Here is an 18,313-nt window from a genome sequence, read left to right as displayed (position 1 = left end):
CGCGCGCGGCGATCAGCCGGGGCCGCCCTCCAAATCGCCCACGCATTGCAGACCGGGGGCCGTCCTGGCCATGCGCCGCAACGTTTCGGTCCGGGCGACGAGGCCGGGGAAGATCGCGTCGGGCGTGGCGGTGTAGGTGCGGAGCAGCCGAGCTGCCCAGGCATAGTGGCGTGCGCCGACATCGCAGCTGTTGCTGCCGCCATCGCTCTCGCCCCAGATCTTGTGCCACGCACCTTGGCCGTCGCGCTGCAGCAGCGCCTGGAAGCTACCGACCGGGCCGTCGGCGCGCACATAGGCGATCGCCCGGGGCTCCGAGGCAAGAACGCGAAAGGCGCGGAACGTGAAGCGCGATCGGGGATTGGCGTCGCCGGAGTGTAGCGTCCTGACGATCGCGGTGCGCTCGGCGCTGCCGGGGGCGGGCGTATGGACGGCCGGCGGCGCGGCTGCCGCGGCGACGGTTACGGTAGCGGCAAGCAGCATCGCGACGCCGGATGGGAAGCACTGGATCATATCCCGTTCGCCATGCGGTATCGCGGCGTCGCGCGCCAGCCGGCGGCGGCGTGTCGGCCTCGATCGACATCGCCGACCTGGGTGGCGGGATGCGCGGATCATGGGCCGGGTCGACGGCTGAGGAACGTAATGCCGATACAGGCCGTTTGGGCGGGAAGGGGACCATTGCCATGAACGCCAGCGCTCGGCTGACCACACTTACCCGGATCGGCTTCGCCACGCGCGGCATCCTGTATCTCGTCATCGCCTTCCTGGTGATCCGCGCGGGCCGCGCGGAGGATCCGGCCGGCGCGCTGCAATATGTCGGCAACGGCGCCGGCCGCGTGCTGCTGTCGGTGATGGCGGTCGGCCTATGCGCCTATGGCATCTGGCGGCTGGCCGATGCCGCACTCGACATCGAACGCCACGGCACCGATCGCAAGGGCATCGTCGAGCGGATCGGCGCGGGGATCAGCGGGATGGTCCATCTGTTGCTCACTTGGCAGGCGGTGAATTTGATCCGCGGGCTCGGCACCGGCGGCGACGGGGCAGAGGCGGGCACGCAGGTCGCGCTCGATCTGCCCGGTGGCACCTTGCTGGTGATGATCGGCGCAGTCATGCTGTTCGGCGTCGGCGTGCTCCAGCTGGTCAAGGCGGCCAAGGGCAGCTTTCTCGATTATCTCGAACCACGGATCGCGTCACAGCCCTGGGCCCGGTGGAGCGGCCGGGCCGGCTATGCCGCGCGCGGCGTGGTCTTCATCATCTGCAGCTATCTGCTGCTCAAGGCCGGCATGAACGATCAGGCGAGCGAGGCCGGCGGCATGGCACAGGCGTTGTCCTGGCTGACCAGCCCGGCGGACATCGTGATCGGCGTCGGCCTGTTCGGCTTCGGCGTGTTCAGCCTGATCGAGGCGCGCTACCGCCGGCTGCACGATATTGCGGCGGCCGATCTCGCGCGGCGCTGAACTGCGCGACGCGCGGGCCGCCCCCCGATCACCGGGTCGTCGGCCAGCGCATCCTTTGCCGGCGATCGCGCCGGTGCTCAGCGGGCGATGAAGCCGCCGTTGATGAACAGCGTCTGCGCCGTCACCCAGCCGCCACCCGGGCCGACCAGGAATTCGATCAGCGGCGTAATCTCGTCGATTTCGCCGAGCCGGTTCTGGGGCGCCATATGCGACAGGAAAGCTTTCGAGTCGGCGGTTTCGACCGGATAGAAGAATGATGTGTTGAGCGGGCCGGGCGCCACGGTGTTTACCGTGATGCCGCGGTGGCCGATCTCCTTGGCGAGCGCACGGGTGAAGTGCTCGAGCGGCGCCTTGGACCCGGCATAGACCGCGTTGAGCCCGGTGGTCGCGGCCTGCAGCGTGGTTCCGATCGAGATGATGCGGCCATTGTCCTCGATCCGCTTGGCCGCTTCCTGCATGCAGAAGAAGGCCGCCTTGCCGTTGATCGCGAAGCTCTGGTCGAAATCCGCCTCGGTGATCTCGACGAACGGCTTTTTCACCACCTTGCCGACGGTGTTGACGACGATATCGAGCTGGCGGAATTTCTGCTCCACCGTATCGAACAGCCGAACGACGTCCGCCACCTGAGTCAGGTCGGCGCTGATCAGCAGGGGCTCCGCTCCGAGATGGGCGATCTCGGCCGCGGTTTCTTCCGCTTCGCCGCGCGAACCCTCGCCATGATAGTGGACCGCGACGCCGCGGCAGCCGTTGCGGGCGAGCATGACGGCATAGGCGCGGCCCTGGTTGCGCGTCGCGCCCATCACGATGGCGATCTTGCCGGCGAGGGGCTGGTGGAGGTCGGTGGTCGTCATCGTCATTCTCCTGGTTGGTGACCAAGGAGTAGGCGCCCGCGCCCGACGCGGCTTTCACGATACCCGCATCCCTGTTAGGAAAGCGGCATGCAGCGAGCAGGAACGCTTATGCCAGAGCCCAGCCTGCCGCATCGCCGCACATCGCCACCGCGGACGCGCCGGTGCCCAATTGGGGACGGCTGGTCAGTTCGGAGTTCGGCACGGCGGCGTGGAACCGGCGGGATGCCGACGAGATCAGCCAGACGATCCCACATCATCTCGTGCTCCTGTCGTTCAAGCCGTTCAGCAACCGCGAGTCCCGGCTCGGCGGCACGCGGGTCCGCAGCGCTTCGGCCGCCAGCGGCGCGTGCGAGATCGTTCCGGCGGGGGCAGACTATTGGTCGCGCTGGCACGAACCCAAGGAGGTCTCGGCGTTCGCGCTCTCGCAGGACTGGCTCGACCGCGTGGCCCAGTCCGACCTCGATCTGCCGGCCGCGACCGTCAACGCGGACGCCCTGCCGATCGTCGACCGTCGCGTCGCGCTGATCGGTGGCATGCTCCGCGACGAGCTTCGTTCGGGCACGCATGCGATGATGGCCGGCCTGGAGCTCGATTCGCTGCTCAACCTGCTCGGCATCCACCTCATCAAACATTATGGCATCGCTCGTCCGCAGAAGGATCTGGGCGGTCTTTCGGACCGGCAGTTGCGGCAGGTCCGCGACTATATGGTCGCGCACCTTGCCGAAAGCGTGAAGCTGGAGGCACTGGCCGCCGTGGTCGCGCTATCGGCGAGCCAGCTGATGCGGTCGTTCCGGCGCCGCACCGGCACCAGCCCGCACCAGTATCTGATGCGGCTGCGCCTCGATCAGGCACGGGCGCTGATCGTCGGTGGCGTGCTGCCGCTGGCCGATATCGCGCTTGCCTGCGGGTTTTCGAGCCAGAGCCATCTGACGGCGATCATGCGCCGCGAGGACGGGCTCACCCCGGGCGCGTTGCGGGCGTAACCCGCGGAGTGACCAAGGCCCGGTGCCGCCACACGTCCACCCCTCAGACATCCGGGGGCAGGATCGCCAAATGCCGGACGGTTTGCTGCGCCAGCGGCTTGCCGCGGGCGCCCGCCTAGTTGGTCCAGTAGACATAGTCCTGGCCGGGCGACCAGGGCATGTCGAGCGGGACGTCGATGCGCACCGGCGCTTCGACCAGACCGGGCCATAGCGGCTTCGCCATGTCCCGATCGTGCCGGTCGAGCGCGGCGCGCAACCGCGCGACCTGCGCGGGGTGCCGCGCGGCAAGGTTGACGCGCTCGGTCGGGTCGCTCGCGAGATCGTAGAGACGGACGCTGGCGGGCCGCGCCGTCACCTGCAGCTTCCAGTTACCGTCGCGCACCGCACGGTAGGCGCCCGAGCGCCAGAAAAGCGGCGCGGTTCGCGTGCTTGGCGACAGGCCGGGAACGACCCCGGCCAGCACGTCGGTCGTATCCATCACCCGATCCCGCGGTACCGGCGCCCCGGTCACCGCGGCGATCGTCGCGAACATGTCGAGATGGCTCGCGCGCGTCGCCGATCGCGTGCCCGGCGCGATCTTGCCCGGCCAGCGCATCAGCAGCGGCACGCGGATGCCGCCTTCGAAGAAAGTCGCTTTCCAGCCGCGATACGGCGCGTTGAGCGCGGGGATGCCGTGATACCAGGCGCCGCCATTGTCGCTGGTGAAGATGACGAGCGTCTCGTCGTCGATCCCCAGCGCCTTGAGCTTCGCCATCACGTCGCCGATCCTGCGGTCGAGCTGGCGGATCATCGCGCCGTAGACGCGGGTCTTGTGATCCTCGATCATCGGCAAGGCATCGTAATCGGCGCGTGTCGCCTGTAGCGGTGTGTGCGGCGCGTTGTACGCGAGATAGAGGAAGAACGGCCGGTTGCGGTTCGCCTCGATCGCGGCGAGCGCATTGTCGGTCAGATAGTCGGTCATGTGCGCGTTCGGCGCGAAGCGCTGGCCGTTATTAAACTGAACGGCATAGGGCAAATTGGGCCACAGGAAGCGGTCGATCGGATCCCAGGGCAGCGTGGCATTGACCACGCCAGGGTCGCGCTGGCGGAGATATTTGCTCCCGCCGGCGCGGAAGCCGAGCGTCTCGTCGAACCCGCGCGCGTGCGGCGCGAGCGCATCCGCCTCGCCCAGATGCCATTTGCCGAGATGGATCGTGTGATAGCCGCGCCGCTTGAGCTGTTGCGCGATGGTGATCTGGTCGGCGGGAACGCCCTGCTCGGCATAGTCGATCACGTCGTGGCTTAGTTCGTCATGGTAGATCGTCGGATAGGGCGACGTGCCTTGCGCGACATGCGCGACGGCGCCGGCGAAGGCGGGCGGGACCGCGGTGAATTCGAAACCGTAGCGGGTCGGGTAGCGCCCGGTCATCAGTGCCGCGCGCGACGGCGAGCAGGTCGCGTTGCCGGCATAGGCGGTGGGGAAGCTGACGCCCTCGCGGGCCAGCGCATCGATATGCGGCGTCTTGACGATTCCCCCGGCGACGCCGCCGCCATCGAGGCTGATATCGTTGATGCCGAGATCGTCGGCGACGATCAGGATGACGTTGGGTGGGCGTGCGGCAGCGGGCGTGGCTGGCCCGCGCGACCAGACGACCGGGTGATACCGTGCGATCGGGTTGCGCCACTCGCTGAGCAGCCCGGGCAGCGCGATCTTGTAGCGGTCGAACGCGCCATAGCCGGCGGCGACCACGCCCGCGACCAGCGCGAGCCATGCCAGCCGCGACCTCACGCCGCCGCTCCGGCGGCGCCGCGCCGCACGTGCGTGGAAACGCGCAACCAAGGTGCGATACCGGCCATACCCTCCTCCGATCCGGCTTTTGCCGGTATAGTATTGGCGTTAACTATGCCAATATCATCATGGCGGATGATCGGCTCTTGTCAAGCGGGCGTGTTCGCAGCGCGTGTCGCCGATGAACGGTAATCCCGCCGCTGTGTCAGCAGAGCAAGGCTCGATTGGATTGACGCTTTGCGGCACCCGAGATAGTTGCACGCTCAGTGTCGATAGATCGGAGCGATGCGATGCGCGATGTGGCAACGGTGACGCGGATCATGGCCGAGGCGATGGCGGTCGTGCCGGGCAAGCGGGTGCGGCTCGATTTCGGTGGCGATGGCCATATCCTGCTCGATGGGGTCGATCGTCGCGTGGGCGCCGACGACGCACCCGCCGATGCCACCGTCCGGATGTCGTTCGCCAACTTCCTGGCAATGGCCGATGGCAAGCTCAGCGGGACCATGGCGTTCATGCAGGGCAAATTGAAGGTTCAGGGCGATATGGGCGCGGCGATGCAGCTCCAAACCGTATTGGCGAAGATCAAGCCGTAACCTCGCCCCGGCTTCCGGGCATGATTGACGCGCGAGGCCGCTTGCCGGGCAGGCTGTCGCCGGCGATTGTCTTGTGGCGCGCGCTATGCCAATTCATGCAGCACGAAGGGGAGAGGCCATGCGAGGACGGGCGATCCTGCTACTGCTGCCGGTCGCTGCGTGCCAGCCGTCGCCGTCCGCCCCGCCCGTGTCGGTCTGTGCGGGCGCGGCCGGCGCGCCGATGCGCTGGATCCCGGCCGGTCGCTTCACGATCGGCGAGGATCCGCACTATCCCGAGGAAGGCCCACCACGCAGGGTGGCCGTACCGGGCTTCTGGATCGACGCGCACGAACTGACCAATGCGGAATTTGCGCGTTTCGTGCGCGCGACGGGCTACCGCACGCTGGCCGAACGCGCGCCGCCGGTTGCACCCGGGACGCCGGCCGATATGCGCATTCCGGGCTCGGCCGTATTTACGGTGCCGAACGAGGCCGATCCACGCTGGTGGCGCTGGGCCATCGGCGCGCAGTGGCGGCACCCGTCGGGCCCGAGCGAGACGATCGCCGGGCAGGCGCGCGTGCCCGTGGTGCAGATCGCTTATGACGATGCGCTCGCTTACGCGCGCTGGGCGGGGAAGGAATTGCCGAGCGAAGCGCAGTGGGAATATGCCGCGCGCGGCGGCCGCCCGACGCTGCCCGAATCCGTTGCTGCGGACGGCGGGCCGATCGGCAACGTCTATCAGGGCGTGTTCCCACGGCGCAATCTCGGCATTGACGGCTATATCGGGCGCGCGCCGGTCGGCTGCTTTCCGGCCAATCGCTACGGCCTGTACGACATGATCGGCAATGTGTGGGAATGGACGCGCAGCCCGGGCGGACCACAGCCGGACATGCGCGTCATCAAAGGCGGATCCTATCTGTGCGCCGCCAATTACTGCGCGCGCTATCGCCCGGCGGCGCGGCAGTTCCAGGAACGCGGGCTCGGCACCGACCATATCGGCGTGCGCTTCGTCGACAATCGCCGCGCACCACCCGATTGACCGTGTCGCAATATTATGGCACAGAGAGTGTCAATTGAACGGAGGTGCTATGCAGGTGTTGCGTACCCCGGACGAGCGGTTCGACGATCTGGCCGATTACCGCTTTGCCCCACATTACACGCTCGTTCCGTCGGGCAATGGCGGCGAACTGCGTATCCACGCGATCGACGAGGGGCCGCGCGATGCCGCACCAGTGCTGCTGCTGCACGGCGAACCGAGTTGGTCCTATCTCTATCGCAGCTTCGTCGCGCCGTTGGTTGCGGCGGGGCACCGCGTGGTTGCACCGGATCTGATCGGCTTCGGCAAATCAGACAAGCCCGCCGCCCGCGAGGATTATAGCTACGAGCGCCATGTCGACTGGATGCTGGCGTGGCTCGAGGCGCTCGATCTGCGCGACATCACCTTGTTTTGCCAGGATTGGGGCGGGCTGATCGGGTTGCGGCTGGTCGCCGAACGACCCGATCGCTTCGCCCGGCTGGTGATCGCCAATACCGGGCTGCCGACCGGCGAGGGCAGCAGCGATGGGTTCGACGCCTGGCTCGCGTTCAGCCAGTCGAGCCCGACCTTTCCGATCGGCCATATCGTCAGCGGCGGCACGGTGCGCGGTCTGAGCGCCGCGGAGATCGCCGCCTATGACGCGCCGTTTCCCGACGATCGCTACAAGGCTGGCGCGCGGCAGTTCCCGGCGCTGGTGCCGATCACGCCCGATCATCCGTCGGTCGCCGAGAACAAGGCGGCCTGGGCGGTGCTCGAGACCTTTGGCAGGCCGGTGCTGACCTGCTTCAGCGATCGCGACCCAGTCACCGCGGGCGGTGATCGCCCGTTCCAGCATCGCATCCCCGGTGCCGCCGGCCAGCCGCATGTGACGATCGCCGATGCCGGGCATTTCCTGCAGGAAGACAAGCCCGAGGAGATCGTTTCGCTGATCCTGTCCTTCATTGCCGCAACGGGAGCCACCGCATGAACGTCGTCAACGCCGTGCTGCCGAGCGCGCAGCAGGTGACCGATTTCTTCGGCGCCCCCGAGGGGCCGTTCGTGATGATCAACCTCCTGAAGTTCAAGGCAAAGGCCGACTATCCCGATGGCCGCGATGCGCATCTGACCGGCGCCGAAGCCTATATGCGCTATGCCGTCGCGGTGCGCGCGGAGCTTGCGCGGGTCGGCGCGCGGCCGGGCCATGCCGGTGCCGTCACCGGGCTGCTGATCGGCGAGGTCGGTGAATTGTGGGACATGGTCGCGCTGGCGCATTATCCCTCGCTCGCGGCGATGCGCGCGATGGTCGAGCATCCCGATTATCAGGCGATCGCCGTCCATCGCCTCGCGGGACTGGCGGGGCAGCTCAATATCAAGACGCAGGCGCCGCTGCCGTGACGCTGGCTTACGATCTCTACTGGTCGTTCCGCTCGCCTTATTCGTATCTGGTGACGCAGCGTCTGGTAGCGTTGGAGGCGGAATACGACGTGCGCTGCGCCGTCCGCGTGGTCTATCCGATCGCGGTGCGGCAGGCCGATTTCTTCGCGCACGTCGATCCGCTGTGGTTCGGCTATCTGCTGCGCGACGTGGCGCGCAGCGGCGCCTATCTCGGCATACCGGTCCGCTGGCCGGTGCCCGATCCCGTGGTGATGGATTTCGCCACGCGCACCTATCCGGCCGAGCAGCCCTATATCTACCGCCTCAGCCAGCTGGGGCAGCTCGCAGCGGAGCGCGGGCGCGGGCTCGCCTTTCTCGATGCGGTCAGCCGGCTGTTATGGGACGGTTCGGTCGATGGCTGGCACGCGGGGGATCACCTCGCGCGCGCTGTCGGGAGCGCCGGGCTCGACCTGGCCGAAATGGATTCGGTCGTCGCCGCCGAGCGCGACCGGCTCGATGCGGCGATCATCGCCAACCAAGCGGCGCAACGCGTCGGCGGCCATTACGGCGTCCCGCTGATGGTGTTCGAGGGTGAGCCGTTCTTCGGGCAGGATCGGTTCGATCAACTGCAATGGCGCATGCGCCAAAAGGGGCTGGCGCGCCGCTGATCGTCGCTGCCATCGTGCGCCGCCAGCCGCCGCGCTCGCCGCTTATCGCCGCTCCGCACGCGCGCGCCGCCAGACGAGCCAGCCGATCACCAGCAGTAGTGACAGCGCGGTTATCGCCGCGGCGCGCTTCAATTGCGGCAGGGCGACGGTGGCGAAGGCGTTGGCATTGATCTGCTCGTCCGCGGTATAGCCGGGGGGCATCGGCAGCACGCCGTCGCGTCGGGCAAAGACGGCATAATCGGCGCGCATCGCGCGCGCGCGCGCCGGATCGCGAGCGGTCAGGTCGCGCGTCTCGCCGGGATCGGCGACGATGTCGTACAGCCGCCAGTTGCCGTCACCGGTCGGCGGGAGGTTCTTGACCAGCTTGTAGCGGCCCTTGAACAAGGCCGCGTTGCCCGACAGTTCGTAGCCGATCGGCTGGTCGTCGGGGTGGACCTGCGCCGCCTTGCGCTCGAGTAGCGGGACGAGGCTGGCACCGGTCATCGGTTCGACCGCGCGGCCGCGATAGCGCGCGCGCGGCGGCGCCAGGCCGGCCAGCGCGAGCAGCGTTGGCGCGACATCGGTGACGTCGGTATAGGCGCTGGCGATATGCCCGGCGGCGATCGCCGGGTTGCCCGGCCAGGCCAGCACCAGGGGAACGCGCAGTCCGCCCTCGTCGGCGGTGAATTTGTAGCCGCGCAAGGGGGCGGCGGCGGCGCTCGCCCAGCTCGGGCCGATCGCGGTCAACGTGCCGCGCTGCCCGGCGCGAGCGGGTGTGAAATCGTAATGGGCACCGAGGTACAGGCGGTTGAGCAGGCGGTTACGCGGGTTGGTCGGCTCGGGGCCGTTGTCCGACAGGAACACGAAGATCGTGTTGTTGTAGGCGCCGATCGCCCTGAGATGCGCGACCAACCGGCCGATCTCGCGGTCCGCCGCATCGGCCATCGCGGCATAGGCGCTCATTGCGGTAGCCGCCTCGGGCGACGCTGGCCACGCCGTGGTCGTTCCCATCCGGACCATCGCGCTCCCGTCGGGGACGATCCCGAGCGCGATCGCCCGCGCGCGCCGGGCGCGGCGCGTCGCGTCCCAGCCGGCGCGATAATGGTCGCGGTAGCGCGCGAGATCGGCGTCGGGCGCCTGCACCGGGATGTGATTGGCGAGAAAGTTGATCGAGGCAAAGAACGGGCGCCCGCGCGCGCCGCTGTCGATATAGGCGATCGCCTTGTCGACGATGAAGGTCGAGGAATAATAATCGGCGGGGAGCGCGGCCGGGCGGCCGTTCTCGCTCCAGTCGGCCTTGTCATTCAGTCCGATGATCGGCTTCTGCTCGAAATTGTCGGCACCGGCATCGGCCAGCGCGAACGCACGGTCGTAGCCGCGCGCGTGCGGCAGCTTGGCTGGCGTCTTGCCAAGGTGCCATTTGCCGGTGAAATAGGTGTGATAGCCCTGATCGCGCAGCACTTGCGCGAGCGTGACGACGCGGTCGTTGAGGACGGTGTCATAGCCTGGCTTGCCGACATGCTCGGCCGGGATCGTCTCGGGCATGTTGCCGAGGCCGGCGCGGTGGTTGCGCACCCCCGTCTGCAGCATGGCGCGCGTCGGCGAGCAGGACCCGGCGACATGGAAGTTGGTGAAGCGCACGCCGCGCGCCGCCAGCGCATCGATATGGGGGGTACGGATCTCGCTGCCGAACGCGCCGACGTCGCTGAATCCCCAATCGTCGACGAGCAGCACGACGATATTCGGCCGGGTCGGTGGGGCGGGGCGGGGGTCGCCTGCAACCGGGGCGGCGGCGGACAGCGCCGCGAGCAGCAGCGCGCATCGGACGCCGCGGTTCACAGCAGCGCTTTCCGGGTGATCGTCGTGCTGCCGGCCGGAAGGCTGAACAGCATGCCATCCTCGCCGACAGTAATCGGGCCGGGGAAATGACGGTGCGCATCGCCCAGAAAGGCGGGATAGGCGAAACCGAGCGGCATTGGCGGGACGATGTGATTGAGCACCAGATGCCGCACGCCCGCGCGCCGGGCAGTATCGGCTGCCTGTTCGGGCGTGGCGTGATAGTTGCGGATGTCACGCGTGATCTGCGCGGTATTGGCCTGCCCTGTCACGGCAAGTCGATCGGTCAGCCGCACGAGCAGCCTGGGCTGGAGCGCTTCGTGCACGAGCAGGTCGCTGCCGCGGGCCGCACGCACCAGCGCGGGCGACCAGGTCGTATCGCCGCTCAGCGTTACCGATCTGCCGCGATAGGTGAAGCGATAGCCGACGGCGGGCGCGACCGGCGCATGGTTCACCCGGATGGCGGTGACCGAGACGCCGTCGCGCTGGTAGACCAGCGCGGCATCGTCCGCCGGCAGCGCGAACGGCCGCGCAATCGCTCCGGCGCCGCTGGGCGGGACAATGTCGGCGCCGTGATGGGCGATACGGTAACGATTGTCGGTGGCATAAGCCGCATTGAAACCGGCGACGATCGCCGCGACGCCGGGCGGGCCGGCGACCGGCAGCGGGGCTGTCGCGGCGCTGCCGGTCCAGCGCATCAGCATCAGCGGGCCGAGCCCGTCGATATGGTCGGAATGGAAATGGGTGAGGAAGACGCGCTCGATCCGTCCCAGCGGCACGCCCATCAGTGCGAGTTTGCGCGCGCCGCCGTCACCGGCATCGACGACGAACAGGTGGCGGCCGGCAAGCACGGCGGTACAAGCCTCGGCGCGGGTCGGATCTGGTAGCGGCGAGCCGGTGCCGCAGAGCAGGACGTGCAGGCCGTCCGGCAGATCCGCCAGCACGTCGCGCCCGACGCGCCGATCGACCATCCGCTCGAGCAGCATTGCGCCGAGTTGCGGCTGGAACGCTTTGACGAGGCCGAAGCAGAGGGCGGCCGTGAGAACCACAGCCGCCGCAACGATGCGTCGCTTGCCCCGCCTCATGCAATGCGCTCCTGCCATTGTGTCGGCACTCGAAGTGTCATAACATTGTTCGCATGTCGGCGCCAGCGAGCGGCTGCCGGGTGTTACAGGGGAACCACGATGACATTGCTGCTGCGCATCCTGGTGTTCGTCGTCGCGGCGTTCAATCTCGCGCTCGGGCTCGTCTTCCTGCTCGCGCCGGTGCGCATTGCCCCGTCGTTCAATGTGATGCCGAACGGCGTGCAGGGGATCGCGACGCTCCGTGCCGATTTCTCCGCCTTCTTTCTGTGCGGCGGCTTGTTTGCGTTCATCGGCGCATGGCAGGCCCGGCGCGCGCCGCTACGCGTGCCGTTGCTCTTGCTGGGAATCGCGCTCGGCGGCCGGTCGATCGGGGTGGCGATGGACGGCATGGTTGCGACGACAGTCACCCCGATGGCGGCGGAATTTGCGATGATCGTGATTCTGGCCCTGGCTTATCGACAATTCGCGATCGGGGAACGGACCGCTGAGTGCGCCCGGCGCCCGCATTCCGGCGCGACCGGCGCGGCATAGGTGCGCCGCGCTATTCCTTCTTCGCGTCCTGCCTTTCCGCGATCGCCGCGCGGCAATTTTCGGACAATCGATCCTTGTTGCTCATCAGGCAGGATTTGACCCGGTCGCGGTTGCGTGCGGCGAGCTCGACGGCGCACAGCTGCCGGATTTCGGGCATGCACGCCTGGCGTACGGTGGGCCCGGCCGCGGCGGCCGAGGCGTGCGCCAGACCGATCAGGGCCAGGGAGGCGAGCGGGATATCGATCGGTCGCATGAACGTCTTCTCCGATATATCTGTTGGCTGCTCGATATGCGTATTAATCGGCAGTGATGCTGTCAAATGATTCGGGGGCTGGAACAATCCTTATCAAGAAAATATTTGGGCAGGGCGTCCCCAACTAGGTAAGGCGCATCGGCGCGGACCCTGGCGCCTGGGACAAAGATGGCATGGCAAAACCACGATCGATCAAGCGGATCACGCCCAGCGCCGATGCGGCGCCGGACGGCCGGCGCGAACGAAGCAAGGCCAGTCGCGCGGCGATCATCGATGCCATGGTGGAACTGATCCAGAACGGCAATCTGTCGCCCACTGCCGATCAGGTCGCGGTGTTCGCCGGAGTCGGCCAGCGCACCGTGTTTCGCCAGTTCGGCGATATGGAGGAAATCTACCGCGAGGTGAGCGAGCGGGTCGAGGATCGCGTCATGCCGATCCTGATCCGTCCGCTCGAAGCGACCGACTGGCAGGGCCGGGTGCGCGAGATCGCCGACCGGCGCTGGAAGATCTACGAGGAATTGCTGCCGTTCCGTGCCGCCGCCGATCTGCGGCGGTTCAATTCCGACGTGTTGATGAAGGACTATCGCCGCCAGCTGAAGCTCGAATGGACGACGTTGGCGGCGATCCTGCCCGATGCGGTGAAGGCCGACCAGCCGCTCGCCATCGCGCTGCACCTAGCACTGAGTTTCCATTGCTGGCGGCGCTTGCGCGAGGATGAGGATCTCGATCGCGACGCCGCGCGCGCCGTGATCATGCGAATGGTCGATGCGGTGCTGTGCACGGTCGATGCGGCGGGGATCGACGCCTAGCCGACGCCGGGTGTCGCTCCGCCGCGCAGGCGCCACAACGGGCGGTCAGCTGCGGATCAATCCGGTGATCGGCGTGACCGCGCCACTCTTGGCGAACAGCGTCCGCCCGACGCGCGCCGGATCGAGCCCCAGGCTTTCCGCCGCCGCACCGGCGATCAGCGCGTCGAGCGCGGCGGTCGGCCGCAGGTCGCGGGCGTCGTAGAGCCGGCCGGGCGCCAGCCCGGGCCAGTCCGCGACGACGCGCCCGCCCTGCACCGCGCCGCCGAGCAGCATCGCGACCGATCCGGTGCCGTGATCGGTTCCGCCCGTGCCGTTCACCGCCACGGTGCGGCCGAACTCGGTCGCCACCAGCACCGTGGTGGTCGCCCATGCCGCGCCGAGCCCGTCGCGCAGCGCGGCGAGCATCGCGTCGAGATTCCTGAGCTGGTTGGCCAGCCGCCCGGCCTGCGCATTGTGCGTGTCCCAGCCGAGGGTCTCGAGCATCGCGATGCGCGGGCCGTTCGGCTTGGTCAGGAAGCCGGCGGTCAGCGTGCCGAGGCTTGCCGGATCCTGCCGCGCACCGACGTCGGTGGCCAGACCCCTGGTTTCGAGCGCCGATGCCCAGAGCGGATGCAGCTGCGGATCGGCCTCGTACAAGGCGGTGACGCGCGTCATCAGATCGTCCGCGGCATGCGGCAGCGCGGAGGGCGCATAGGAGGCGACCTGCACCGATCCGCGCAGCGCGGTGGGCACGGTCGCGGCGATCGCGATCGCGTCGTCGCTGGCGCGCGGCAGCATCGCGACCAGCCGGTTGAGCCAGCCGTCGCGCACGACATAGGGTTGCGCGCCGCCTGTCTCGAGCACGTTCTGCCCGTCGAAATGCGAACGATCGCGATACGGCGAGGCGACGGCATGGACGAACAGCGCCTGTTGCCGCGCGTACATCTTGCCGATCTCGACCAGCGCGGGATGCAGGCTGAACATCGCATCGAGCTTGATCCCCGGCGTCTCGCCGATCAGCCTGGCGCGCAAGCCGGCAAACGCCGGGTCGCCGGTCGGGCGCAGCACGTCCAGCCCGTCCGCCGCGCCGCGCTGGATGATGAACACGAAGCGGCGCTCGGTTGCCGCAGTGGCCAGCGCGATGCCGGGGGAAACGAACAGCGCACCGGCGCCGAGCGCGGCGGCGGAGAGCAAGTGGCGGCGGGCGATCATCGGATCATCTCCTCAGGAAATCGGGGGCGACGAGCATCAGCGCGAGCGCCCCGGCCGGGCTTTCCGCACGCGATATCTGGTCGGCGGTGGCAGCGCCGAGCGACGCCGGCAGCAGTTTGGGCGCGAGCGTGCGGGCATCGAGCCGCTCGCCGAGCGGCGCCGCGAGGCGCTGCGCGACCTCGACCCGGCGCAGCAGCGCATCGGGCCCGGCCCAGCTCGCCGCGATATCGTCCCAGCCCGCCGGGGCGCCGGGCTTCCACACGCGCTGCCCGAGTTGCGTCTGCAGCGTCGCGATCTGCATCCGGCCGGCCTGCCGGTAGCCGAGACCGCGCAGGCTGGAGATGGTCCATTCCCACGGCGTCTTGAACTTGGTCGGGGTCGGCACCCATGCCTCGGGCGCGGCAATCAGCGTGGCGTAGAGCGTGGGCAGATCGCCCTTGCTGCGCGTGAAGCTGTCGGCGAGCCGCGCGATCAGCGCGCGGGGCGGATCGTCGCCGGCAAAGTGGCGCGCAAGCTTGGTGGCGATATGCGTCGCGGTGGCGGGGGCGGCGGCGAAATCGAGCAGAGCGGCGCGGCCCTGCGCGTCGCCCGGCTGCGCATAACGCTTGCCGAGGATGGTGCGTTCGCCGGGCTCGTGCTGGCGCGCGCGGAAGGCGAACGCGTTGGGATCGCCCTGCCGCGCGCCGGGCCCCAGGCCCTCGACGCTCCAGCCGGTCAGCGCGCGCGCGAATTCGGTGACGTCCGCCTGGGTATAGCCCGAGCGTACGCCGAGCGTGTGCAACTCCATGATCTCGCGCGCGAGATTCTCGTTCAGCCCGCGCTTGCGGTCCGGATTGCGCGCCGCCGCGGGGCTGCCGGGGCCGATCGACTGGACCTGGTTGAGATAGAGCAGCATCGCCGGGTGGCGCTCCGCCGCCAGCGCCATGTCGGCAAAGCTGCCGAGCACGTGCGGGCGGATCGCATCGCGCTCGAACGCGCCGGCGAAGGCGGTGACCGGCGGGGTATCGACCGAGACGCAGAAATGGTTCGCCCAGAAATGCACCATCCGTTCGACGAACGGCGCCGCGGTGGCGAGCGCGCTATCGGCGCGCGCCTGCACCCCGGCACGATACAGTGCCTGCAGATCCTGGCGGGAATCCTTGCGCGCCGCCTTCATGTCGGTCGCGTCGGTGGCGGCCTCCTGCCGGGCCATCTGCCGCACGGCCTGTTGCGCCTCGCGATAGCGCTGTGCCGCCAGCCCGGCATCGTCGAGCGCGGCGAACCCCGCCGGGCGGACCTCGAAGCGGCCGAACTGATCGGTCAGCCAGCGTTTTGGATCTGCGGGGGCGGCATCGTCCGAGCGCGCGCCGAGCCCGAAGCGGTTGAGCGCGATCGCCGCGGGCGACAGGGATGGGGACGGCATGACGGCGGGCACCTCGCTGGGTATTCGATGCCTCTTCAACGCACGAGCAGGGTCTTTCCGTCGCGGCCGGTTATCTGGCGGGGCGGTTCGGCGCGGTGGCGCGGCGCTGCATCGCTTCGGCGAGTGCGCGGCGATCCGCCGGCGAAAGCGTTGCTGCAAACGCAACCGCGCGGCGCTCGACCGCGGCGCGCACCGCCATGTCCGCGGCCCGCGCACGATCGAGCGCGGCGTTGACGGCGGTCTGATCGACGGTCGGGCGGCGCAGCAAGGCGGCGGCCTCGGCCTTGGCATCGCGCCCTTCGGCGATCGTCGGCCGCATCGCGCGGCGCGCCTGGCGCAGCGCCTGGCGGAACGGCTTGCGCACTCCGGCGGGCAGCTCGGCGCCGGCGACGCGGAGCGCGCCGGCGTTGATCATGCGGTTGTCGGCGCGCAGCGAAACATATCCCGCAATCAGCGCGGCGGCGAGGAACAGGTTGAGGACGATCGAGACCGCCAGCACGATACGCATCTTTCCCATCGATCAACTCTCCTGTGCGCCGATATCGCCGAACGACGTGACCGCATCGGACGGCGCGTCGATCGGGCCAAGCATGGCGACCGCCGCGATCCCGGCGGTCGCGCCCGCCAGCGTGGCGGCGATACCGACGCCCGACCACCACAGCCGCGCGCTGCGGACGATCGTTCGATCGGGCGTGCGATCGGGGGCGCGGGCCAACACGGCGTCACGTAGCCGGGCCGGCGGCGCCGCAAGCTGCCAGGCATCCAGCGTCTCATCGAGCAACAATGCCTGGGCGAGGATCGCGGCGGCGACGGGGTGCATCGCGGTGACGCGCGCAGCGTCGCGAACCGCCGCCGGCCAGCGCGCAATCACGCCGCCATAGGCATCCGCCAGTTCCTGGAATCTCGGCAGGGGCAAGGGCGTCGTCATGGATCACCTTTCTGCGATTGAAGTTGGCCCCGCAGCGTGCGCCGCCCCCGGGCCAGCAACGATTCGAGCGCCTCGATGCTGATGTCCAGCGCAGTGGCCGCTTCGACGCCGGACAGATCCTGGTAATGGACCAACAGGATCGCCTCGCGCTGGCGCGCCGGCAAGGCCGCAATCGCCGCCGCCACGTCGCGCCCGCGCTGCGCGGCGATCAATTGTGCCTCGGCATCGGGCGCGGGATCGGGATGGTCGGGCACCGCCGCGCCGCTGGCCTCGCGGTGCCGCCGCAGTCGGTCGCGGCACAGGTTGAGCACCACGGTGTGCAGCCAGGTGTCGAACCGCGCGCGGCCCGGCTGCCACTTGCCGGCGTTGCGCCACACGCGCACGAACGCGTCCTGCGCGACGTCCTCGGCCGCCATGGTGTCGTGCAGCATCCGCGTCGCAAGATTCAGGACACGCGGCAATTTGGCCGCGACGAGCAGGCGCATCGCCGCCGGCTCGCCCTGGCCGACCCGCTCGATCAGCTGCGTATCGGGATCGTCTACGCTCAACCGTCACCCATTGCTGCGCCAACCCCGTCGCGCCCGACATGGAGAATGGCGGGGGCGCCGTGTGCCAGCGCCCCCGCCAGATCCTCAGCGATAGCGCCATCCACCACGGACGCGATAGCGATGGCCCCAATAGCGCCGGCCATCCCAATAGCCGCGCCCGTGATAGAAATATCCGACCCGCCGGGCGGGCACCACAACGACGCGACCGCGATTGGGGCGGCAATAGCCGTTCGGGCCGCGATGCGCGCCGACGCCGCAGCCCTGTCGCGCCTCGGCTGGCGGGGCGGCCACGAAGGCGGCGCCTGCCGCAAGTGCGGCCAGCAGCAATGTTCGCATGATAGTCTCCTTCTGCTCGCCGGCAGCGCGCTCCCGGCTGCCGGATACCGCTTCAACGCAGCCGCCGCGCCGTTCCGTCGCCGAAAAATCACCGGACGCGACGAGCATGGACACTGTGCCCGTGGACCTGAGGACCGCGACATCGCATAAGGCCGGCACACCGGATGGAGCATAAGACATGTCGTTCTCGCTATATGACGCCGTGATACCGTCGAACCTCCAGATCCTCGGCGCGATCGATGCGCTGCTCGACAAGGCGGAGGCGTTTTGCGGCGCGCAGGGGATGGCCGAGGCCGACCTCATCGATGCGCGTCTTGCGCCCGACATGCTGCCGTTCGGCTATCAGGTGAAATCCTGCGCGGCGCATTCGATCGGCGGCATCGAGGGCGTGCGCGCGGGCAGCTTCTCGCCCGACATGACGCCCTGGCCGACCACGTTCGCCGGGCTGCACGAGGTGCTGCAGTCGGCGATCGCCAGCCTCAAGGCGATCGATCGCGACACGTTCGATGCGCTGGCCGACAGCGACACGCAGTTCGCCATGGGCGAGACCCGGATGCCCTTCACCGGCGCCAATTTCCTGCTCTCCTTCTCGCAGCCAAACTTCTATTTTCACGCCACCGCGGCCTATGCGATCCTGCGCGCGCAGGGCGTGAAGCTGGGCAAGCGCGACTTCCTGGGCATGCCGCGGATGAAACGATAGGCCCGCGCGCCCGATCGCGCTTCCCCGGCG

22 protein-coding genes are annotated in these 18,313 nt (G+C 68.8%); 10 read left to right on the top strand and 12 right to left on the bottom strand.

Annotated elements, in window-relative coordinates; translation table 11 throughout:
• Window positions 1–12: 12 nt before the first annotated feature.
• Complete coding sequence (locus NV401_RS11780; RefSeq protein WP_261294620.1) at window positions 13–510, bottom strand: hypothetical protein; 498 nt, start codon at window positions 508–510, stop codon at window positions 13–15.
• 170 nt (window positions 511–680) lie between these two features.
• Between NV401_RS11780 and NV401_RS11775 the strand changes: the two genes are divergently transcribed.
• On the top strand, window positions 681–1,454 hold the full coding sequence (locus NV401_RS11775; protein WP_261294619.1) for a DUF1206 domain-containing protein: 774 nt from the start codon (window positions 681–683) through the stop codon (window positions 1,452–1,454).
• 77 nt (window positions 1,455–1,531) lie between these two features.
• Here the strand turns inward: NV401_RS11775 and NV401_RS11770 are convergent, their stop codons facing one another.
• Window positions 1,532–2,305, bottom strand: coding sequence for an SDR family oxidoreductase (locus NV401_RS11770; RefSeq protein WP_261294618.1), 774 nt, complete (start codon window positions 2,303–2,305; stop codon window positions 1,532–1,534).
• Between the two features lie 161 nt (window positions 2,306–2,466).
• Here NV401_RS11770 and NV401_RS11765 point away from each other — a divergent pair, with 161 nt between their 5' ends.
• Window positions 2,467–3,288: a helix-turn-helix domain-containing protein gene (locus tag NV401_RS11765; protein WP_261294617.1), complete on the top strand. Its 822-nt coding sequence runs from the start codon at window positions 2,467–2,469 to the stop codon at window positions 3,286–3,288.
• Window positions 3,289–3,403: 115 nt separating this feature from the next.
• On the opposite strand, the gene NV401_RS11760 is transcribed toward NV401_RS11765, so the two are convergent.
• Entirely contained in the window at window positions 3,404–5,056 is a 1,653-nt protein-coding gene (locus NV401_RS11760) for a sulfatase-like hydrolase/transferase (protein WP_261294616.1), read from the bottom strand.
• Window positions 5,057–5,346: 290 nt separating this feature from the next.
• Between NV401_RS11760 and NV401_RS11755 the strand changes: the two genes are divergently transcribed.
• The 5 genes from NV401_RS11755 (at window position 5,347) to NV401_RS11735 (ending at window position 8,685) form a co-directional block, all read left to right on the top strand.
• Window positions 5,347–5,649 (top strand): SCP2 sterol-binding domain-containing protein, encoded by a 303-nt coding sequence (locus tag NV401_RS11755; protein WP_261294615.1) that lies wholly within the window; start codon window positions 5,347–5,349, stop codon window positions 5,647–5,649.
• A 118-nt stretch (window positions 5,650–5,767) separates the two neighbouring features.
• Window positions 5,768–6,667 carry a formylglycine-generating enzyme family protein gene (locus tag NV401_RS11750; RefSeq protein ID WP_261294614.1) on the top strand — a complete coding sequence of 300 codons (900 nt, stop codon included), beginning with the start codon at window positions 5,768–5,770 and terminating at the stop codon, window positions 6,665–6,667.
• 49 nt (window positions 6,668–6,716) lie between these two features.
• The gene (locus NV401_RS11745) at window positions 6,717–7,631 is read left to right on the top strand and encodes a haloalkane dehalogenase (RefSeq protein WP_261294613.1); all 915 of its coding nucleotides are present in this window, start codon (window positions 6,717–6,719) and stop codon (window positions 7,629–7,631) included.
• Entirely contained in the window at window positions 7,628–8,038 is a 411-nt protein-coding gene (locus NV401_RS11740; RefSeq protein ID WP_261294612.1) for a DUF1330 domain-containing protein, read from the top strand. The genes NV401_RS11745 and NV401_RS11740 overlap by 4 nt, the downstream gene beginning before the upstream one ends.
• On the top strand, window positions 8,035–8,685 hold the full coding sequence (locus NV401_RS11735) for a 2-hydroxychromene-2-carboxylate isomerase (protein ID WP_261294611.1): 651 nt from the start codon (window positions 8,035–8,037) through the stop codon (window positions 8,683–8,685). Before NV401_RS11740 ends, NV401_RS11735 begins: the two co-directional genes overlap by 4 nt.
• Before the next feature lie 42 nt (window positions 8,686–8,727).
• Here the strand turns inward: NV401_RS11735 and NV401_RS11730 are convergent, their stop codons facing one another.
• Together NV401_RS11730 and NV401_RS11725 are read right to left on the bottom strand one after the other, a co-directional pair.
• A complete protein-coding gene (locus NV401_RS11730; RefSeq protein ID WP_261294610.1) occupies window positions 8,728–10,503 on the bottom strand; it encodes a sulfatase-like hydrolase/transferase in 1,776 nt (591 codons plus the stop codon).
• On the bottom strand, window positions 10,500–11,549 hold the full coding sequence (locus NV401_RS11725) for an MBL fold metallo-hydrolase (RefSeq protein WP_261294609.1): 1,050 nt from the start codon (window positions 11,547–11,549) through the stop codon (window positions 10,500–10,502). Before NV401_RS11725 ends, NV401_RS11730 begins: the two co-directional genes overlap by 4 nt.
• Before the next feature lie 135 nt (window positions 11,550–11,684).
• Here NV401_RS11725 and NV401_RS11720 point away from each other — a divergent pair, with 135 nt between their 5' ends.
• The gene (locus tag NV401_RS11720; RefSeq protein WP_261294608.1) at window positions 11,685–12,116 is read left to right on the top strand and encodes a DUF4345 family protein; all 432 of its coding nucleotides are present in this window, start codon (window positions 11,685–11,687) and stop codon (window positions 12,114–12,116) included.
• Between the two features lie 10 nt (window positions 12,117–12,126).
• On the opposite strand, the gene NV401_RS11715 is transcribed toward NV401_RS11720, so the two are convergent.
• A complete protein-coding gene (locus NV401_RS11715) occupies window positions 12,127–12,369 on the bottom strand; it encodes a hypothetical protein (protein ID WP_261294607.1) in 243 nt (80 codons plus the stop codon).
• A gap of 173 nt (window positions 12,370–12,542) precedes the next feature.
• Here NV401_RS11715 and NV401_RS11710 point away from each other — a divergent pair, with 173 nt between their 5' ends.
• Window positions 12,543–13,178, top strand: coding sequence for a TetR/AcrR family transcriptional regulator (locus NV401_RS11710; protein ID WP_261294606.1), 636 nt, complete (start codon window positions 12,543–12,545; stop codon window positions 13,176–13,178).
• Window positions 13,179–13,223: 45 nt separating this feature from the next.
• On the opposite strand, the gene NV401_RS11705 is transcribed toward NV401_RS11710, so the two are convergent.
• From NV401_RS11705 to NV401_RS11680, 6 genes are all read right to left on the bottom strand, one after another.
• Window positions 13,224–14,369: a DUF1501 domain-containing protein gene (locus NV401_RS11705; protein WP_261294605.1), complete on the bottom strand. Its 1,146-nt coding sequence runs from the start codon at window positions 14,367–14,369 to the stop codon at window positions 13,224–13,226.
• 4 nt (window positions 14,370–14,373) lie between these two features.
• Entirely contained in the window at window positions 14,374–15,771 is a 1,398-nt protein-coding gene (locus tag NV401_RS11700) for a DUF1800 domain-containing protein (RefSeq protein WP_261294604.1), read from the bottom strand.
• Window positions 15,772–15,841: 70 nt separating this feature from the next.
• A complete protein-coding gene (locus NV401_RS11695) occupies window positions 15,842–16,288 on the bottom strand; it encodes a periplasmic heavy metal sensor (RefSeq protein WP_261294603.1) in 447 nt (148 codons plus the stop codon).
• 3 nt (window positions 16,289–16,291) lie between these two features.
• Window positions 16,292–16,699 (bottom strand): hypothetical protein, encoded by a 408-nt coding sequence (locus NV401_RS11690; protein ID WP_261294602.1) that lies wholly within the window; start codon window positions 16,697–16,699, stop codon window positions 16,292–16,294.
• Window positions 16,696–17,247 carry an RNA polymerase sigma factor gene (locus NV401_RS11685; protein WP_261294601.1) on the bottom strand — a complete coding sequence of 184 codons (552 nt, stop codon included), beginning with the start codon at window positions 17,245–17,247 and terminating at the stop codon, window positions 16,696–16,698. Before NV401_RS11685 ends, NV401_RS11690 begins: the two co-directional genes overlap by 4 nt.
• A gap of 84 nt (window positions 17,248–17,331) precedes the next feature.
• A complete protein-coding gene (locus NV401_RS11680) occupies window positions 17,332–17,583 on the bottom strand; it encodes a GCG_CRPN prefix-to-repeats domain-containing protein (protein WP_261294600.1) in 252 nt (83 codons plus the stop codon).
• A gap of 178 nt (window positions 17,584–17,761) precedes the next feature.
• Here NV401_RS11680 and NV401_RS11675 point away from each other — a divergent pair, with 178 nt between their 5' ends.
• On the top strand, window positions 17,762–18,283 hold the full coding sequence (locus NV401_RS11675) for a DUF1993 domain-containing protein (protein ID WP_261294599.1): 522 nt from the start codon (window positions 17,762–17,764) through the stop codon (window positions 18,281–18,283).
• Window positions 18,284–18,313 lie beyond the last annotated feature (30 nt).

It is taken from the genome of Sphingomonas hylomeconis (assembly GCF_025370105.1).
Lineage (GTDB): Bacteria > Pseudomonadota > Alphaproteobacteria > Sphingomonadales > Sphingomonadaceae > Sphingomonas > Sphingomonas hylomeconis.
The sequence above is the reverse complement of the archived record's forward strand: the minus strand, read 5'-3'. Positions and strand labels throughout refer to the sequence as shown.

Bases quoted from the DNA above. Each gene is read 5' to 3' on its own strand.
- NV401_RS11710 (WP_261294606.1), top strand. From the start codon at position 12,543: ATGGCAAAACCACGATCGATCAAGCGGATCACGCCCAGCGCCGATGCG.
- NV401_RS11715 (WP_261294607.1), bottom strand. From the start codon at position 12,369: ATGCGACCGATCGATATCCCGCTCGCCTCCCTGGCCCTGATCGGTCTG.
- NV401_RS11775 (WP_261294619.1), top strand. From the start codon at position 681: ATGAACGCCAGCGCTCGGCTGACCACACTTACCCGGATCGGCTTCGCC.
- NV401_RS11680 (WP_261294600.1), bottom strand. From the start codon at position 17,583: ATGCGAACATTGCTGCTGGCCGCACTTGCGGCAGGCGCCGCCTTCGTG.
- NV401_RS11780 (WP_261294620.1), bottom strand. From the start codon at position 510: ATGATCCAGTGCTTCCCATCCGGCGTCGCGATGCTGCTTGCCGCTACC.
- NV401_RS11740 (WP_261294612.1), top strand. From the start codon at position 7,628: ATGAACGTCGTCAACGCCGTGCTGCCGAGCGCGCAGCAGGTGACCGAT.
- NV401_RS11750 (WP_261294614.1), top strand. From the start codon at position 5,768: ATGCGAGGACGGGCGATCCTGCTACTGCTGCCGGTCGCTGCGTGCCAG.
- NV401_RS11745 (WP_261294613.1), top strand. From the start codon at position 6,717: ATGCAGGTGTTGCGTACCCCGGACGAGCGGTTCGACGATCTGGCCGAT.
- NV401_RS11675 (WP_261294599.1), top strand. From the start codon at position 17,762: ATGTCGTTCTCGCTATATGACGCCGTGATACCGTCGAACCTCCAGATC.
- NV401_RS11695 (WP_261294603.1), bottom strand. From the start codon at position 16,288: ATGGGAAAGATGCGTATCGTGCTGGCGGTCTCGATCGTCCTCAACCTG.
- NV401_RS11755 (WP_261294615.1), top strand. From the start codon at position 5,347: ATGCGCGATGTGGCAACGGTGACGCGGATCATGGCCGAGGCGATGGCG.
- NV401_RS11720 (WP_261294608.1), top strand. From the start codon at position 11,685: ATGACATTGCTGCTGCGCATCCTGGTGTTCGTCGTCGCGGCGTTCAAT.
- NV401_RS11700 (WP_261294604.1), bottom strand. From the start codon at position 15,771: ATGCCGTCCCCATCCCTGTCGCCCGCGGCGATCGCGCTCAACCGCTTC.
- NV401_RS11705 (WP_261294605.1), bottom strand. From the start codon at position 14,369: ATGATCGCCCGCCGCCACTTGCTCTCCGCCGCCGCGCTCGGCGCCGGT.
- NV401_RS11690 (WP_261294602.1), bottom strand. From the start codon at position 16,699: ATGACGACGCCCTTGCCCCTGCCGAGATTCCAGGAACTGGCGGATGCC.
- NV401_RS11770 (WP_261294618.1), bottom strand. From the start codon at position 2,305: ATGACGACCACCGACCTCCACCAGCCCCTCGCCGGCAAGATCGCCATC.